This is a genomic window from Trueperella sp. HMSC08B05, from assembly GCF_001808405.1.
Lineage (GTDB): Bacteria > Actinomycetota > Actinomycetes > Actinomycetales > Actinomycetaceae > Trueperella > Trueperella bernardiae.
Genome location: NZ_KV793278.1, coordinates 41,894 through 58,802, shown reverse-complemented (window position 1 = coordinate 58,802; position 16,909 = coordinate 41,894). Strand labels below are relative to the sequence as shown.

Below are 16,909 nucleotides of genomic sequence, written 5' to 3'. Positions count from 1 at the left end.
CACCGGTTCAAATCCGGTACGGGGTACAGAATGGCTCCGAGCTTCGGCTCGGAGCCTTTTGCATTGCCGGCTCCAGGCATCGGGGCCGGTGGCGCGCCTTATCGGATTCTAGGGGCGGTTGCAACACTTAGGTGATGAGTTCGAGTATTCTCTCGGATGGTTTTCCCAGTTTAGTGTTTTACGTGGGCGGTCGTTGAGTTCTTCGGCGACGGCGTCAAGGTAGGCCTCGGAATAGACGGATAGGTCGGTTCCTTTGGGGAAGTATTGACGGACCAGGCCGTTGGTGTTTTCGCTGGTTCCGCGTTGCCAGGGCGAGTGCGGGTCACAGAAGTACAAGTCCATGTCTAGCGCTGCTGTTATTGGTTTATGGAGAGTCATTTCACTGCCTTGATCCCAGGTCAGTGAGTTACGTAGCAGTTTGGGGAGGTGCTGCATTTTCGTGATGACGGCCTGCCCAACGGCCAACGCGTCGTGCCCGTTGGGCAGGTGAAGCAACATGGTGAAACGGGTAGGGCGTTCCACGAGACAGCCTATCGCGCTTTTACTAGCGGCCCCGCATATGAGGTCTCCTTCCCAATGACCGGGAATGGCACGGTCTTCCACGCTGGCGGGACAATCACTGATCATGACCATCGGGTCACGGAAACGCGGTGTTATTTCCCGGTCATGTTCTTGTGGGTTTCGTCGGCTTCGTCCGGTGCGTAGAGCGTGTGTGACTTCGAGTTTGAGCGGTTCTTAGGCTTGGACGTATATAGCTTGGTAGATCGTTTCGTGGCAGGCGTGCATGGCTTTATTATCCGGGACAGTCCGTGCCAGCCAGGCCGGGATCTGCTCGGGGCTCCAATGCTTGCCAGTTTGTCTTGCACGGCTTTGAATAAGTGGTGGTTAGCAAGTATTTTGGGGTTTTGGGGCGTAGTGGTGCGGGCTCTGGCATGTCGCCACGGTACCAATCCACGCTTGGCGCTTCATTGCGTCCACTGGTGCGAGTGCGTCCGTTTCTCCAGAGCTTTCCTGTTCTTTTGGATACACCAACAGCAACGGCGGCTGCGGTGAAATTCATGCCGCTTGCAAAAAGCTTGAAGTATCGTTCCCGGCGAGCTATTAATTCTTCCTTGTTCATGATGCCCCTTATGAGAGGGTATGGCAACAATCACTAGAACTCGCCGAGATCTTGACAGCGGGGGGGGGGAGCGCGAGACTCATATTTAGCGCATTGTGGTCAGTGTCTACGCCTTGGCCCCAGGTGCAGTTTTCCCACGAAATCTCATCGAATACAACGCGATTCGAAACCACTGGAGGAAGAATGTTTGTCAAGAAGTTTGGCGTAGCCGTTGCGGCTGGCCTGGCCGCCATGGCATGGTCGACGCCTGCGGCGTTCGCTGCGGATGCGGTCACGGATGCTGAGGCTGCGGTGAAGAACGCGCAGCTTGATGTCGATTACTTCTGCGCTGCAGAGTCTGAGTACTACGACATGGCGAAGTGTGCGGATGCCGAGGATGCTCTCGCTGACGCGAAGGCAAAACTTGAGGCTGCTAAGGAAGCCGGGGCTGCTGATGTCGCCTCTCCGGTCCCGGACCAGACGAAGGCTGACCTCGAAGATGCGCAGCTCGATGCCCAGTACTTCTGCGCTGAGGGTACTGAGTACTACGACATGGTGAAGTGCGCTGACCTCACTGCACAGATCAAGGATCTTGAGAAGAAGGACGCCGAACTCGATGCCACTTGGTTCTGCGCTGAGGGCACTGAGTACTACGACATGGTGAAGTGCGCAGACGCGAAGGAGCGTCTCGGCGCTGGCTCTGGCGTCACCCCTGATGCCCCGGAGGTCACCCCTGATGCCCCGAGTACTGCTCCCGACAATTCGCAGTCCGATGCCAAGAAGCCTGCTGCTGATGCCACGAAGCCTGTTGCTGAGGCGAAGGCCCCCAAGGCCAAGGAGGCTAAGGGCACCCTTGCTAACACCGGCGCGAGCGTCGCCTCTCTTATGGGCGCGGCTGCTGCCATCGCTCTCGCGGGTGGCGTCATGGTCGCTCGCAAGCGCGCCTAAGTTTCATCTGAGCGGGTCGCTACCCGCTCTCTGAAGATGTGGCCCCGATTCTTCGGAATCGGGGCCACATGCCTTGCGGTAAGCCTTCGAGGTGGGTGTTCCGCAGGATACGAGACTTATAGGTCAGGTTGTGTTGATTTTTGAGCTGTCTTTCGTTGCTACAAAGCCGAAAGGTGGGGGTTGGACTCGTTGTGACTTGAGTTCTTGGTTGGCCAGGTCGTGTTGGTTTTATCCCGGTTTTTGATTGATGTTCTGCGGTAAGGTCGGGGTTTGAATCGGCTTGGATTGGGGAATGGGAAATCCTCGATGCCAAATCTGTGGTGGCACGACGCAAAAATGAGGCTCAACTCGAGCAGGTAGGCCAAGGTTCCGCTGTCTTGCGTGTAGGGCAAGCCAGTCTCGGCGTAACGATATCCGTGCCCGGCATTTCAGTGCGTTCTTAGACTTCGTCACCGGCAAATACACCCTGGCCGATTACGGGCCCAAGGGACGCACCATACGACGGCGTAACGAACCATTTTGGCATCTATGGCCAGTTTCTCCATTGGTTGACGATGTTAACCATGTGGTCTTTGTTGACGGGATCTACCTGTTCCACAAGCTGGTGGTTCTTATTGCCTGCACCAAGACCCATGTTCTTGGCTGGTACGTGGCCAAGGGCGAGACCACGCGTGCCTGGCAAGCACTGATGTCTAGGAACGCGCCCCCAGATGTTGTCGTGTGTGATGGTGGGCAAGGCATCGCCAGTGCGGTGAAGACCACCTGGCCTACCACCCGGATCCAACGCTGTGTCTTTCACGCCTATAGCGCGGTCAAGCGTAAGACCACCACCCGGCCACGCACTCAGGCAGGTGTTGATCTCTACGGTCTTGCTCAGGCCTTGCTCGAGGTCACTACCTTTGACCAGGCAGTGGCATGGATGAGCAAACTCGCCACCTGGAACACCACCTACAAGGAATTCCTAGCCCAGCGCACCCGGCTACCAGACGGACGTTGGGTTGCCACCCATGCTCGGCTGATCCAGGCCAAGAACTCCCTCAATACGCTGGTCAAACAAGGCACGCTGTTTACCTACCTCGATCCCGCCCTTGACCTTGAAGGTGACCCCGTTGCCAGGACGTCGAACCTGATCGAGGGCGGGATTAATACCCAACTACGCTGCGTGCTACGAGCTCACCGTGGCATGAGTCTTGATCACCAGGTCAAGACCGTTTTGTGGTGGTGCTACCTGCACACCGAGTTCCCTGCCACCCCAGCACACATCCTTAAAACCACGATCACCGACCAACAAATCATTGACCAATTCGACAAGGCCAGCCACCGCGCCCAAGCACAAGCCGAGATCGACAGGTGGGGAACCGTAGCTAACTGGACCGACTTCTACCACAGCGGAACCTGGCACGAAACCTACTAAACCGAAACCAACATGTTTTGGCCTATAAGCCGCGTTATCGGCGTCGCGCACCAAGGTCCCGCCGGTCTGCCCGACAGAAGTCGTGAATATATTGGCTGCCGGTGGCCCTGGGGGCCTAGTGGGCCTCAGGTTCACGAGTTGTGTCGAGCGCAGCCGGTGCCGGGCAGGAATTGGGGTCGTCGGTGCGCGTTATCGGCGTTAGGCAGCCGGGTGCGGCCGCGCGGTTCCCGGCCGCGCGCCAGGGCATCTGCTGTACTAAACCGCAAGATGCGATACAAAATAACGGGAAATAAGTATCGCATCTTGCGGTTTAGTGCAGCGTTTGTGGACGCGGCGACCCCGGCAACCCGGCCTACGCCAGCCCGCGCCTCTCGAGCAGCGCCTCGGCGCGCGGGGTCCGCCCGCGGACGGCCACGAAGGACTCCATGGGGTCACGGGAGTTGCCGCGTGAGAGCAGTTCGGCGGCGAGCGTGCGCCCGGCGTCGCGGGTGAGGCCGCCGGCCTCCTGCTCCTTGAACCAGTTCTCCAGGTCGGCAACCAACACTTCGGCCCACATGTACGAGTAGTAGCCGGCGTCGTAGCCGCCGCCGAAGGTGTGCGCGAAATATGCGGAGCGGTAGCGCGGGGGCACGAGCTCGTGGAAGATGTTCATCTGTCGCAGCGCGCGCTCCTCGAAGGCCTCGAACTCAGCCGCGTCATCCGGAACCTCGTCGGCACGCAGGCGGTGCCAGGCCTGGTCGAGGAGGGCGGCGGCGAGGAACTCGGTGGTGTCGAACGCCTGCCCGAAGGTGGCGGCCTTGGTCAGCGTGGCCGCCATTCGCTCGGGCATCGGCTCGCCCGTCTCGAAGTGACGCGCGTAGGAGGTCATGACCTGCGGGTGGTAGGCCCACATCTCGTTCAGCTGCGAGGGCAGCTCCACGAAGTCGCGCGGAACTTCGGTGCCGGCGAGCGAGCGGTAGCGCGTTAGGGACAGCATCCCGTGCAGGGCGTGGCCGAACTCGTGGAACACGGTGATGACGTTGTCCCAGCTCAGCAGGCACGGCTCGCCGGCGGCGGGCTCGGGGAAGTTGCAGTTGTTGAGGATGACGGGCTTGAGCCCATCGCGGCTCGAGCCGTCCACAGCCGAGTTCATCCACGCTCCGCCGGACTTGCCCTTGCGCCGGTAGAAGTCCGCCTGGAACAGGGCGATGCCCTCGCCGTCCTCGTCCAGCACCTCCCACGTCTTGCACGTGTCCACCCAGCCGGCGATGTCTGGGCGCGGCTTGAAGGTCAGCCCGTACAGCTTGCCGGCGGCGAAGAAGATGCCGTTTTCCACCACGTTGTTCAGCTCGAGGTAGGGCTTGAGCGCCTCGTCGTCGAGTCCGAGCTGTCCGCGCAGCTTCTCCTGGTAGTACGTGTAGTCGGCTGCGCCAAGCCCGACGCCGTCCGCCGCGGCCAGCTCCTCCAGCTTGGCTCGGTCGCGTTCCACGGCCGCTAGAGCCTTCGGCGCCACGGACCCGAGCAGGTCCACGATCGCCTGCGAATCCTTCGCCATCCCGGCGTCGGCCACGGCCTGCGCATGGTGCGGGTAGCCGAGCAGTTCGGCGCGCTCGGCACGGAGCCTGGTGATGTCCAGTACGAGCTGGCGCGTGTCGGACGAGGCGTGCCCGCCCAGGCCACGACTGAGCGAGGCCTCGAGCACCGCCACGCGTGCCTCTGGCTTGGTGAGCGCCACCTGCAGGGTCTGGTTGGTGAAGTTGTCGAGCGCGAAGCGGTACGTGCCGTCCTCCTGGCGGGCGCCGGCCAGCCGCGTGTCGTCGACGCCGTCCACGTCAGCCTCGCTCAGCACCGCGGCGTTGTCGTCCATCGCCTTGATGACGCGCTGGGAGAATTCGACCTCGAGGGCGGATAGGCGCGAGTCGAGGTCGCGGAGGCGGGTCTTGCCGGCGTCGTCGAGCGTGATGCCCGAGCGCGTGAACGCCTCGAGCTCCTCGGTGATGTAGCGCGCGGTTTCGGGGTCGAGGCCGGTGAGGTCGATGGCGGCGAAGCGGTTGTAGATGCGCTTGTCGAGGCGGAAGGCGTTCGCGTGCTCGGACAGCAGGGGGAGCACTTCGGTCTGGACGGCGTCGAGTTCGTCACCACCGATCGAGCTCATGAGCGTGTAGGCGGCGTTGAGGGCGAGCGCGAGCGGAAGACCGGCCTCCTCGAGTGCGTCTACGGTGTTGGCGGCAGTGGCCGGCTCGGGGTTCGTGGCGATGCGCTCCCACGCCTCGCGCTCGGTGGTCATGAGCTCGGTTAGCGCCGGCACGATGTGCTCGGGCGTGATGGCGGCCCAGTCGGGAACGCAGTAGGGGAGGGGGGATCGGGTAAGCAATGGATTCGTCATGGCTCGATTCTACGGGCGGGCCCGGGGTCTGCGCGAACGACGACGCCGCCGCGGCCCCACCGCTCATACGTGCTCTTTTGCCGCAATCGCTCCAAGCCCATATGCGGGCGTGTGCTGGTTTCGTTAGGGTACGGAAGTGTGGGCCGCCGCATCGGCGCGGGGTCAGGTCAAGGAGCTTGTCATGCTGTACGAAAAGGAACGCCAAGAAGTCGTTGATACCTGCCTGTTCATGGTGGAGGAAAACCTGGTGGTGGGAACCGCCGGCAACGTCTCGATCCGGATTGGGGACCATGTGGTTATCTCGCCCTCGGGCGTCGATTATGCGACCATGACGGCGAAGGACGTGGTGGTCTACGACATGGCGGGCAATCGCGTGGATGGCGATCTCAAGCCGTCCTCTGAGCTCCCGCTGCACATTGCTGTGTATGAGGCCACCGACGCCCAGGCGATCACTCACAACCACGCCTACGCCTCCACCGCGCTTGGTCTATTGGTGGACGAGATTCCGCCGTCGCACTACTACTCGGCGATGTTCGGGGGAGTGGTGCGGGTGGCGCCCTATGCGGCGTTCGGCACGGACGAGCTTGCCGACAACGTGGCCGCCGCACTGGACGGCCGCACGGGCGCCCTGATGAAGAACCACGGAGCGATCACGATCGGTCCGAGCCTGACCAAGGCCGTGAACCTCCTTCCGATCCTCGAATACATCTGCGAGATCCAGTTGCGGGCGATGTCCACGGGCGCGCCGATCGCACTGCTTGATGAGGAGCAGATGGCCGAAGCAGTGGTGGGCATGGCCAGCTACGGCAAGCAACCCGAACGAAAGTAGTCAATCCAAGAGCGAGCCTGCCAGCCCCGGCTGTTGATTCCAGCAGCCGGGGTTGCGCTTTTCTCAGTCGTTCATGTGCTCTGCACATATATTCAACAAGATCAAATGGTGGATTTATCATTCAACATTGTTGATACTGTTAATTAGCGCCGGTTGTCCCGGCCGGTCGGATTCAAAGAAGAATCAGGAGAACACAATGACCAAGTTGAACGCGGCCGATGGTCCGCTCGTTATCGCAGTTGACTCGTCCACGACCTCGTCGAAGGCCATCGTTGTCGATGTTGAAGGAAACGTCATCGCGCTCGGTAAGCGCGAAATCCCCCTTCGCACCCCGCACCAGGGATTCGGTGAGCACGATCCCGAGCACTGGTGGAGCTCCACGAACGCTGCTATCGCCGAGGCCGTGGCCTCGCTATCGATGGCCGACCGCGGTCGGATCGCCGCCATCGGCATCACCCACCAGCGCGAATCTTTCGCGCCCTTCACCGCTGACGGCACGCCCCTGCGTAACGGTATCCTGTGGCTCGACATCCGCGCGGCCGACCAGATCCAGAAGTACGGCACGCCCGAGATTCACCAGCTGTCGGGCAAGCCGGCCGACGTCACGCCCGCGATCTACAAGATGGCCTGGGTCAAGGAGCACGAGCCGGAACTGTGGGCGAGTGCTGACAAGATCGTGGACGTCCACGGCTACCTCGTCTACTGCCTGACCGGCGAGTGGAAGTCCTCGGTCACCTCGGCCGACTCCCTCGGCCTGTTCGACATTGAAAAGCTCGACTTCTCCGACAAGCTCATGGACATCGCCGGCGTCACCCGAGATCAGATGGCCACCCTCCACAAGCCCGGCGAGGTCATCGGCTACGTCAAGAAGGACATCCGCGAGTTCTGGGGCCTGTTCCAGGAAGTGCCCGTCATCTCGGGCCTGGGCGATGGCCAGGCGGCCGGCGTCGGCGCGGCGGCAGTGGACCCGGACGTGGCCTACCTCAACATGGGCACCGCGGTAAACGCGGGCGTGACCGCCACCGACTACCAGTACGGCCAGGTTTTCCGCACGCTCGCCGGCGGCATCCCGGACACCTACGTGCTTGAGGTTCTCCAGTCCTCCGGCGCGTTCCTCGCCACCTGGTTCCGCAAGCAGTTCGGCAACCCCGCCCTCAACGGCGGCCCGGACCCCGAGTTGGAGGCGGCGGCAGCGGCCCGCCCCGTGGGTTCTGGCGGCCTCGTCACCCTGCCCTACTGGAACGCCGTGCAAAGCCCCTACTGGGAGCCGATCGCCCGCGGAGCTGTGGTCGGCTGGCGCGGCACGCACGGGCGTGGCTCGATGTACCGCTCGTTGCTCGAGGCGATCGCCATGGAGATGGCGCGCTCGCTCAACGCTCTGCAGGAGGCCACCGGCACCAAGCTCACCACCGTGCGCGCGATGGGAGGCGGCATCCGCTCCCAGCTGTGGCGCCAGATCATGACCGATGCGATCGGCCTGCCGATGACAGCCTGCAAGGAAGACGAAATCTCCGCGCTCGGCGCCGGCATCGTGGCCATGTCCGCCACCGGCGTCTTTGGCGACAACTCGATCGCCACGGCCGCCAAGCACATGGCCCAGTTCACCGACTCCACCGAGCCGAATGAGGAAAACCACAAGATCTACGCCGAACTCGCTGACATCCAGGGCCGCCTGTACGCGGACCTGAAGGAGACCAACGATCAGCTCCACGAGTTCGCGCGCCGCTACCCGGACGCCGAAGTGTCCAACGAAGAAGAGTAGGAAGGAAACTGTCATGCCATCCATTGCAATCCTCGGTGCTGGAGCCATGGGCTCCGGACTCGCCAACGCGCTCGTGCGCGCGGGCTGGGAGGTGAACCTGTGGGGGACCTGGCTTGATGACCACCTCATCGACGCGATCGAGGCCGGCAAGCCGCACCCGCGCATCGACGTCGTGATCTCCGACAAGGTCAGCACCTTCCGCTCAGGCGACCTGAACATGGCGATGGCCGGGGTCGACGTCGTCGTCATGTCGGTCGCGTCCGTTGGCGTGCCGAAGGTGGCCGAGCTTGCCTTCGAGGGCATCTCGAAGGCCAAGGCGCTGTGGCTGACCACGAAGGGCTTCCTGCCTGCCGAGGACGGCACGATTGAGCTCCTGCCCGTCGGGCTCCGTCGCATGGCACAGAACGCCGGGGTCACGCTGCCGCCGATCGTGGCGATCGCCGGCCCGGTCAAGGCCAACGAGTGCGCGGCGAACGAGCCCACGGCCACGATCTTCGGGTGCCGGGACTACGACGTCGCCGTCAAGTACGCCCGCGAGGCACGCTCCGACCACTACGCGATCGAGGCCTCGGACGACGAGGTCGGCGTGGAGCTGTGTGCCCCGATGAAGAACGTCTACGCCATCATGCTCGGCATCGCCGACGGCCTGGAGGAAAAGAGCGGTCACCCGCACCACAACCTCAAGGCAGCGACCTTCGCCCAGGCGGTGCGCGAGATGTCGATCCTGTCCGTGGCGCTCGGCGCGAAGGAGGCCACCGCCTACGGCCTGCCCGGCGTGGGCGACCTCGAGGTGACCGGCCTGTCCGGGCGCAACAAGGTCTACGGCGTGCGCATCGGCCGCGGCGAAGGCGCGAAGGTAGCGCTCAAGACTATGGAGGAGCTCGAGCAGACAGTCGAGGGCGTTCCCGCTATCCCGCTCGCTATCAGGCTCGTGGAGCAGACCGGCGGCGTCAAAGACCGCCTGCCGCTCCTGTACGCGGCCGAGCAGATCGTCTACGGCGACGATCCGGACTACGCCAACATTTTAGCTCGGGCCGTGCTCCCCGCACGCCCGTAACAAGGAGAAAATATGCGCGCATACATGTTTTACGGACCCGGCGATCTTCGACTCGAAGACATCGAACCGGGCACACCTGGGCCCGGCGAAGTCGCCGTCGAGGTTAAGGCCGCCGCGACCTGCGGCACCGATCTCAAGTCCTACCGACGCGGCCACCCCACTCTTTTCCCGACGCTACCGGCGAGGTTCGGCCACGAGTTCGCCGGCGTCGTGACTGAGGTGGGGGAGGGCGTGACCGACTTCGCCCCAGGCGACCGCGTGGTCGCCGCCAACACCGCACCGTGCGGGCACTGCTGGGCCTGCTCGATCGGGCGCGAATCGCTGTGCGAGAACCTTGAGTACCTCAACGGCGCGTTCGCTGAGCAGATCGTCATCCCGAAGGCGATCGTAGAGCGCAACACCTACAAGATTCCAGACACGCTCTCCTTCGAGGCTGCCGCCCCGCTCGAGCCGCTCTCGACCGTGGTGCACGGCATCTCCGAGTCCGGCATCAAGCTGGGCGACACGGTGGTGGTCAACGGCGCCGGCCCGATCGGTCAGATGTTCATCAAGCTCGCCCAACTGCGCGGCGCCAGCGTGATCGCCGCCGACCGCTCCGAGGGTCGACTCGCGCAAGCCGAGGCCGCCGGTGCTCGCACCGTCAACCTCACCGGCCTGGAAACCCCGGAGGAGTGCGCCGCGAAGATCACGAAGCTCACCCCCAGTGGGCGGGGTGCAGACGTCGCTGTCGAGGCCGTGGGCCTGCCCCAGGTGTGGGAGCAGACTGTGCACTGCCTGCGCCCAGGCGGCACCGCCGTACTGTTCGGTGGCACGCCGAAGGGTGCGCCGTTCTCGGTGAATTCCTCGGACATGCACTACAAGGAGTACACGCTCAAGGGCGTCTACCACCACCAACCGCGCTACGTGAAGATCGCGGTCGAGCTGCTGTCCACCGGCAAGTTCGACGGCATGTCGCTGTGTAGCGAGGTGCGCCCGCTCGAGGCGCTCGTGGAATCGCTGGAGGACATGGCCCAGGGCAAGGGATCGAAGTACATTCTTCGCCCCTAAATCCTGCGGTTGGGACCCTTCGGCGCCAGCGCCGGCAGGCTGAACGCCTTGCCGGTTGGCGACAAGGTGTGCTGGGAGGCCTCTCCCGGCACACCTTTCGTCGTCGTGCCCCGGCGGGGATACTATAGTGACACGTCTTGGTCCGCCGATACGAAGGATATGGTCGTGGCTCAGCTCAGTAAGAACGAACGCCAGCAGCTGCTCGCCGAGCACGTGCTCAACGTCGGCACGGTTCGCATTGAGGACCTGCTGAAGCTGGTGGACGCCTCCTCGATGACGATCTATCGCGACCTATCCGAGCTGGAGAATGACCGCGTGATTGTCCGCTCGCGCGGTGAAGTGACCGCGGTCGCCACGTCGCTCAGCGAAACCTCGATGAAGTACCGCCTCACCCAGGAGGAAGAGGCGAAGGACATGCTGGCGTGCGAGTTCAAGGAGTACATCACCCGCGGCGCCTCGATCATCTGCGACGATTCCTCCACCGTGTTTTCCATCCTCAAGCAGTTCACCGACGTGGGCGGGCTTACCGTCATTACGAACAACTGGTCGATCATCCAGCTCGCGGGCTCCGTGCCCGACTGGGAGCTCGTCACCCTCGGCGGGCGCTACGACCGCCACCTGGACGCCAACTACGGCCCCGAGGGCATGAAGGCCCTCCAACAGATGCACGCCGACCACGCCTTTATCTCCGCCGCGGCCATCACGGACGGCGTGGTCTACCACCCCTACCCGGAGGTCGCCGCTTACAAGGCCCTCATGCTCACCTCCGCTGCCCGGTCCCACCTGGCGGTCACGGCCTCCAAGTTCGAACGCAAGGCGCTCTACCGGGTGGCCGACACCGCCGAGTTCGACAGCGTCGTGGTCACCTCTGACACGCCCGACGACGTCGTGGCGCAGCTTCGCGAGCGCGGCGCGGCGGTCCGCTTGGCGGGTTCGACGCCGCCGTAGCCCGCTAGTCCACCTTCGGGCGGACCACCGCCGTTCCCGGCTTGCTACAATAGGTCTATGGGTGCGATTCTCGATTTCTTGCTCGACGTTTTCTTCACCGACGATGTCGTCGAAGGCCTGTTCCAGCGCTTCCGCCGAGCCAAGCCCGCCAAGGGCCCCAAGAAGATCGGCGCCTACGATGATGGCGCGGGCTCCCTCATCACCGGCCAGATCGTCGAGGCACGGCTCAAGGGTCACGGCAAGACGAAGGCGCTTGTCCTCGACCCGCACGCCGTCTCACTGGTTGCACTCACCGACCACCCCGGGCCTGGCGCCTTCGAACTCGCCTCCCTCGCCGCCACCAAGGTGGGCCGACTCTACGCCCTGCCCTCCGTGGTCTACAAGGCCTCCGATTCCATGTGCAAGCCCATCCGCGGCCAAAAGCGCCTGCCGAAGGCCGACTTCGAGCGCGTAGTCGAGCTCATCCCCAACTGATCGCGGCTTCACGACGCCGGCCAGACAGGTGCGCGGCTAGCCGATGGTGACCGGCGCGGAGTCGCGCGAGTGTCCGATCTCAGGCGCGTGCCAGACGTCCAGGCCCGTGATCTCGCGCAGGGTGTCGGCGAGGATACCGCGCTGGCCGACCGCGTCGATGTCCGTGAACTGGCCCAGGATCAGGCCCTCGGCCCCGCGGAACAGTCCGAGCTGGCGTAGCTGTTCGGTGTAGGTGGTAACGGCCTCGAGGGTGGTCGCCATGCCCTCGAGCAGGGCAAGATGCCCGGTGGCCCGAGGCCACCAGCGCGTGCCGCCCAGCTTGGCCAGGCAGCGTACGTTGCCGCCGATGATCGGCAGGTCGGGCAGCTCGCGATCGCATGCCGGGCGAATGTGCTTGCGCGCGAGGATCGCAGGCACGTCGTCAGCCCCGCGCTTCAGCGCTGTCCACGGGTTCCACAGCGTGGCCGTCCGACCCGGTCCCAACCTGCCCGCACCAGAGCCGGCACCGACCAGCGCGTTGACCACCACGCTCACGTCCGAGTAGCCGGCAAACGGCTTGGGGTTGGCGCTCACCACGTCCCAGTCCACCCATTCGAGCACCTCGTTGGCCAGGTCCCCGCCGGTTATGTCGAAGATGGCGTGGACAGCACTGTCGGCGAAAAGCTCGGTGAGCAACTCGGCACGCACGCGCGGGTTGATGCGCCACACGCGCGAGCCCCCGCCCGAGCCCCCAGAACCGCCACTAACCCGCTGCTCGTGCCCGGCGAAACGCTCCACGAACCGCGTATCCACGCGATACCCCGCGCCCTCAAAGACTCCGACGAGTTCGGCCAGCTTCTCCTCCCGCCCCGCAACGGGGTTCGAGCAGGCGGCAAGGCCGATGGTCGCCATCAGGACAGGGCCTCGATCAGTGGCTTGGCCACGTCGGACCACCGCCATTTCTCATCCACCCAGCGCTTGCCGGCCGCGCCCATGGCGGCGGAGCGCTCGCGGTCTTCGAGCAGGTAGTCGAGGGCGGCCACGATCGCGTGCACTGACCGGCCGTTGACCACCAGGCCTGTTTTCCCGTCTTGGACCGCCTCGGGCGCCCCGCCCGAATCCCCGGCCACCACAGGCAGCCCGGCCGCGTAGGCCTCCAGATACACGATGCCGAGCCCCTCGATGTCGAGCCCTGCCCCGCGCGTGCGGCACGGCATGGCGAACACGTCGCCCAGCGAATAGTGCGCCACGAGCTCCGAATACTGCACCTCGCCCGTGAACACGATCGAGGCTGACACGGGGGAGTCCGCCGCCATCTGCCGCAGTTTCTCCCCGTACGGTCCCTTGCCCACGATCACCAGCTTCGCCTCCGGGTGGCGCGCCATCACCTCCGGCCAGGCGGCGATGAGGCGGTCTTGCCCCTTGCGCTCCACAAGACGCGAGATGCACACGACGACGGGCGCCTCGCCCAGCCCGTAGCGCTCGCGCAGCTCGCGGCGGGCGCCGGCGTTGAAGGCGAACAGCTCGGGGTCGATCGCGCCGTGGAGCTGCATGATGTCCGTGTCGCCCATGAAGGGCTTGAGCCGGGCGAGCGTGGCCTCGGTCAGGTAGGTGACTAGGTCGGCGTCGTGAAACACCTTGCGCAGGATCTGGCGGGCACCCGGCAGCATCGACCAGCCGATCTCGTGGCCGTGCGTGGTGGAAATGACGCGGTCGGCGCCGGCGGCGTGAGCGGCCTTTGCCATGACCCCGAGCGGTGCGGCGGCCCCGAACCACACGTTTTTCACGTCGTGATCGCGGATGAGCTGCTGCATCTTCCGGCGCACGGTGGGCGTGGGCAACATCATCGTGCCGGGGTAGCGCACGACGTCGAACGGCTGGCCTGCGTCGTAGTCCGCGGCGAGCGTCACGCCCGACACCCCGTCCACGTCCGGGGGAGTGGAGGCGTAGACGATGAGCTGGTCGGGGTCGAGTTGGCCGACGAAGCCCTCGAGGAAGGTCTGGATGCCGCCGGCGCGCGGCGGGAAATCATTGGTGACGAGGAGTGTCTTGCGCATGGTTAGAACTCGGAGCGCTTGAGCACCTCGGTGAGGCGGTTCGCGGCGGTGACGACGGCGGCCGCGTGGTGGCGCCCGGGCTGGCGGCCCATGCGCTCCACGGGCCCGGAGATGGACACGGCGGCGATCACGCGCCCCGACGGCCCGCGCACGGGCGCCGATATCGAGGCGACCCCCGGCTCGCGCTCGCCGATGGACTGGGCCCAGCCGCGGCGTCGGACGGCGGAAAGGATGGTGGCGGTGAACTCGGCGCCGTGAAGGCCGCGGTGGAGCTTGTCGGGTTCCTCCCAGGCAAGCAGTACCTGGGCGCCGGAGCCGGCGAGCATGGACAGGGTGGCGCCCACGGGGATGGAATCGCGCAGGCCCATCGAGCGGTCGGCGGCGGCCACGCACACGCGCACGTCGTTCTGGCGGCGGTAGAGCTGGGCGGATTCGCCCGTGTGGTCGCGCAGCGCGGTGAGCACGGGGTTTGCGGCGGCGAGCAGGCGGTCCTCGCCAGCGGCCGAGGCGAGCTCGGACAGGCGCAGGCCGAGGGTGAAGCGCCCCTGCATGTCGCGCGCGACGAAGCGATGATATTCTAGAGCCACGGCGAGCCGATGGGCTGTGGGGCGTGCGAGGTGCGTTGCTTGCACCAGCTGAGCCAAGGTCAGTGGGCCCGATTCGAGAGCGTTCAGTACGAGCGTGGCCTTGTCAAGAACGCCGACGCCGCTTCCGTTTTCCTTGTCCATGCAATGATCCTCCCATCTCACAAGATGAGATGCAAGTGATCGATGGTCCTATGCCCCTAAAGTGAAGGCATGAGCGGAACTTTGGCTGAAAAGGTGTGGCACGACCACATCGTCAAGCGCGGGGAGAACGGCGCCCCGGACCTGTTGTACATCGACCTCCAGCTGTGCCACGAGGTTACGAGCCCCCAGGCCTTCGAGGGCCTACGCCTGGCGGGGAGGAAGGTGCGCCGGCCCGATCTGACGATCGCAACCGAGGACCACAACACCCCCACCCTCGACATCGACCTGCCAATCGCCGACCCCACCTCGCGCACGCAGATCGACACGTTGCGCAAGAACGCCGAAGAGTTCGGCATCCGCCTCCATTCGCTGGGCGACGCCGACCAGGGCATCGTTCACGTGGTCGGCCCGCAGCTGGGCATCACGCAGCCGGGCATGACGATCGTCTGCGGCGATTCGCACACCTCCACGCACGGCGCGTTCGGCGCGCTCGCGTTCGGCATCGGCACCTCGCAGGTGGAGCATGTGCTCGCCACCCAGACCCTGCCCGTGGCGCCGTTTAAGACGATGGCGATCAACGTGCGTGGCGCTCTCAAGCCCGGCACTACCGCCAAGGACATCATCCTTGCCATCATTGCCAAGATCGGCACCAACGGGGGTGCCGGCTACGTGCTCGAGTATCGTGGCGAGGCGATCCGCGCGCTGTCGATGGAGGCACGCATGACGATCTGCAACATGTCGATCGAGGCCGGCGCCCGCGCGGGCATGATCGCGCCCGACGACACGACGTTCGCCTACATTAAGGGCCGTCCGCACGCCCCCGAGGGCGGGGAATGGGAGGCCGCGCTCGCCTACTGGCGCACGCTCAAGTCCGACGACGACGCCGTCTTCGACGCCGAGGTGGATCTGGACGCCGACGACCTCGAACCCTACGTCACCTGGGGCACCAACCCCGGTCAGGGCGTGCCGATCTCGGCCACCGTGCCCGACCCGGCCGACATGGCCGACGAAACCCAGCGCACCGCCGCCGAACGCGCCCTCGAGTACATGGACCTCGAGCCGGGCAAGCCAATCCGCGACATCGCCGTGGACACGGTCTTCATCGGCTCGTGCACCAACGGCCGCATCGAGGATCTGCGGGCCGTGGCCGGCGTGATCGAGGGCAAGAAGAAGCACGACGACGTCCGCGTGCTTGTGGTTCCCGGCTCGGCGCGCGTCCGGCTCCAGGCGGAGCAGGAGGGCTTGGATAAGGTCTTCCTCGACTTTGGTGCCGAGTGGCGTAATGCCGGGTGCTCGATGTGCCTGGGCATGAACCCCGACCAGCTGGCGCCAGGCGAGCGAGCGGCGTCGACGTCGAACCGAAACTTTGAAGGCCGCCAGGGCAAGGGTGGGCGTACCCACCTGGTCTCACCGCTGGTGGCGGCCGCCACGGCTATCGCGGGGCACTTCGCCACGCCGGCAGACCTCATGGAAGCGGGGAAGTAAATGGACAAGTTCATCACGCACACGGGCGTGGGGGTGCCACTGCGCCGCTCGAACGTGGACACCGATCAGATCATCCCGGCGGTCTTCCTCAAGCGCGTGGCACGCACGGGCTTCGACGACGCCCTGTTCTATGCCTGGCGCAAGGACCCGAAGTTCGTGCTCAACCAGGATTCCTACAAGCGCGGCTCGGTGCTCGTGGCCGGCCCGGACTTTGGCACGGGTTCCTCGCGCGAGCACGCGGTATGGGCGCTGAAGGACTACGGATTCAGGGCCGTCCTCGCCCCGCGCTTTGCGGACATCTTCCGCGGGAACGCGGGCAAGCAGGGGTTAGTGGCCGGTGTCGTGGGCCAGGAAGACATCGAGCAGCTGTGGAAGATCCTCGAAACCGAGCCGGGCACGGAGGTGACGGTTGACCTGGAGAACCGTCAGGTCATCGCCGGCGGCTTCACCTGCCGCTTCGACATCGACGACTACACGCGCTGGACGCTCATGGAGGGCCTGGACGACATCGGGCTCACCCTGCGCGATGAAGAGCTCATCACGGCCTATGAGGCGAATCGCCCCAGCTGGAAGCCGCGGACGCTTCCTGCCAAGACCGAGGCCAAGTTTGAGGTCAAGGCTGCTCGGCCCGTGGGCGGGGACGCGCCGATCGCGTAGTTGGGGCGCGTTGCCGGCTGCCGCTCAGTGGGAGGGCGCCCGCCGAGTCGGACTAGGGTC

Annotated in this window: 13 protein-coding genes, 1 tRNA gene and 2 pseudogenes (1 of these 16 only partly in view); 11 read left to right on the top strand and 5 right to left on the bottom strand. The window is 64.8% G+C overall.

The window, feature by feature from the left end; genetic code table 11:
- Window positions 1-26: transfer RNA gene (locus HMPREF3167_RS09015), tRNA-OTHER, on the top strand; it begins 48 nt to the left of the window's first position.
- 101 nt (window positions 27-127) lie between these two features.
- Here HMPREF3167_RS09015 and HMPREF3167_RS10095 read toward each other — a convergent pair.
- A pseudogene (locus HMPREF3167_RS10095) lies at window positions 128-1,099 on the bottom strand (IS30 family transposase); the annotation flags it as partial.
- A 204-nt stretch (window positions 1,100-1,303) separates the two neighbouring features.
- Between HMPREF3167_RS10095 and HMPREF3167_RS09010 the strand changes: the two are divergent.
- A complete protein-coding gene (locus HMPREF3167_RS09010; protein ID WP_070446526.1) occupies window positions 1,304-2,047 on the top strand; it encodes a hypothetical protein in 744 nt (247 codons plus the stop codon).
- A gap of 292 nt (window positions 2,048-2,339) precedes the next feature.
- Window positions 2,340-3,461, top strand: a pseudogene (locus HMPREF3167_RS09005) (IS1249 family transposase).
- A 352-nt stretch (window positions 3,462-3,813) separates the two neighbouring features.
- Here HMPREF3167_RS09005 and HMPREF3167_RS09000 read toward each other — a convergent pair.
- Window positions 3,814-5,826 carry a M3 family metallopeptidase gene (locus tag HMPREF3167_RS09000; protein WP_070446523.1) on the bottom strand — a complete coding sequence of 671 codons (2,013 nt, stop codon included), beginning with the start codon at window positions 5,824-5,826 and terminating at the stop codon, window positions 3,814-3,816.
- A gap of 181 nt (window positions 5,827-6,007) precedes the next feature.
- On the opposite strand from HMPREF3167_RS09000, the gene HMPREF3167_RS08995 reads away from it, so the two are divergent.
- The 6 genes from HMPREF3167_RS08995 to HMPREF3167_RS08970 all read left to right on the top strand — a co-directional run bounded on the left by HMPREF3167_RS08995 (window position 6,008) and on the right by HMPREF3167_RS08970 (window position 11,943).
- Entirely contained in the window at window positions 6,008-6,655 is a 648-nt protein-coding gene (locus HMPREF3167_RS08995; RefSeq protein ID WP_062613710.1) for a class II aldolase/adducin family protein, read from the top strand.
- A gap of 196 nt (window positions 6,656-6,851) precedes the next feature.
- Entirely contained in the window at window positions 6,852-8,417 is a 1,566-nt protein-coding gene (locus HMPREF3167_RS08990) for a xylulokinase (protein WP_062613711.1), read from the top strand.
- A gap of 13 nt (window positions 8,418-8,430) precedes the next feature.
- On the top strand, window positions 8,431-9,474 hold the full coding sequence (locus HMPREF3167_RS08985; protein ID WP_062613712.1) for an NAD(P)H-dependent glycerol-3-phosphate dehydrogenase: 1,044 nt from the start codon (window positions 8,431-8,433) through the stop codon (window positions 9,472-9,474).
- Window positions 9,475-9,486: 12 nt separating this feature from the next.
- Window positions 9,487-10,521, top strand: coding sequence for a zinc-dependent alcohol dehydrogenase (locus tag HMPREF3167_RS08980; protein ID WP_062613713.1), 1,035 nt, complete (start codon window positions 9,487-9,489; stop codon window positions 10,519-10,521).
- 165 nt (window positions 10,522-10,686) lie between these two features.
- Window positions 10,687-11,469, top strand: coding sequence for a DeoR/GlpR family DNA-binding transcription regulator (locus HMPREF3167_RS08975; RefSeq protein ID WP_168160848.1), 783 nt, complete (start codon window positions 10,687-10,689; stop codon window positions 11,467-11,469).
- A gap of 57 nt (window positions 11,470-11,526) precedes the next feature.
- On the top strand, window positions 11,527-11,943 hold the full coding sequence (locus HMPREF3167_RS08970; RefSeq protein WP_062613715.1) for a hypothetical protein: 417 nt from the start codon (window positions 11,527-11,529) through the stop codon (window positions 11,941-11,943).
- 36 nt (window positions 11,944-11,979) lie between these two features.
- On the opposite strand, the gene HMPREF3167_RS08965 is transcribed toward HMPREF3167_RS08970, so the two are convergent.
- Genes HMPREF3167_RS08965 through HMPREF3167_RS08955 form a run of 3 tightly spaced genes read right to left on the bottom strand, consistent with a single transcriptional unit; the run spans window position 11,980 to window position 14,707 of the window.
- Entirely contained in the window at window positions 11,980-12,834 is an 855-nt protein-coding gene (locus HMPREF3167_RS08965) for an LD-carboxypeptidase (protein ID WP_070446519.1), read from the bottom strand.
- Window positions 12,834-13,979 carry a glycosyltransferase family 4 protein gene (locus HMPREF3167_RS08960; RefSeq protein ID WP_062613717.1) on the bottom strand — a complete coding sequence of 382 codons (1,146 nt, stop codon included), beginning with the start codon at window positions 13,977-13,979 and terminating at the stop codon, window positions 12,834-12,836. Before HMPREF3167_RS08960 ends, HMPREF3167_RS08965 begins: the two co-directional genes overlap by 1 nt.
- 2 nt (window positions 13,980-13,981) lie before the next feature.
- Complete coding sequence (locus HMPREF3167_RS08955; RefSeq protein WP_062613718.1) at window positions 13,982-14,707, bottom strand: IclR family transcriptional regulator; 726 nt, start codon at window positions 14,705-14,707, stop codon at window positions 13,982-13,984.
- Between the two features lie 69 nt (window positions 14,708-14,776).
- Here HMPREF3167_RS08955 and leuC point away from each other — a divergent pair, with 69 nt between their 5' ends.
- Together leuC and leuD are read left to right on the top strand one after the other, a co-directional pair.
- Window positions 14,777-16,192 (top strand): 3-isopropylmalate dehydratase large subunit, encoded by a 1,416-nt coding sequence (gene leuC, locus HMPREF3167_RS08950; protein ID WP_062613719.1) that lies wholly within the window; start codon window positions 14,777-14,779, stop codon window positions 16,190-16,192.
- Window positions 16,193-16,849 (top strand): 3-isopropylmalate dehydratase small subunit, encoded by a 657-nt coding sequence (leuD, locus tag HMPREF3167_RS08945; RefSeq protein WP_062613720.1) that lies wholly within the window; start codon window positions 16,193-16,195, stop codon window positions 16,847-16,849.
- The last annotated feature ends 60 nt before the right edge of the window (window positions 16,850-16,909 follow it).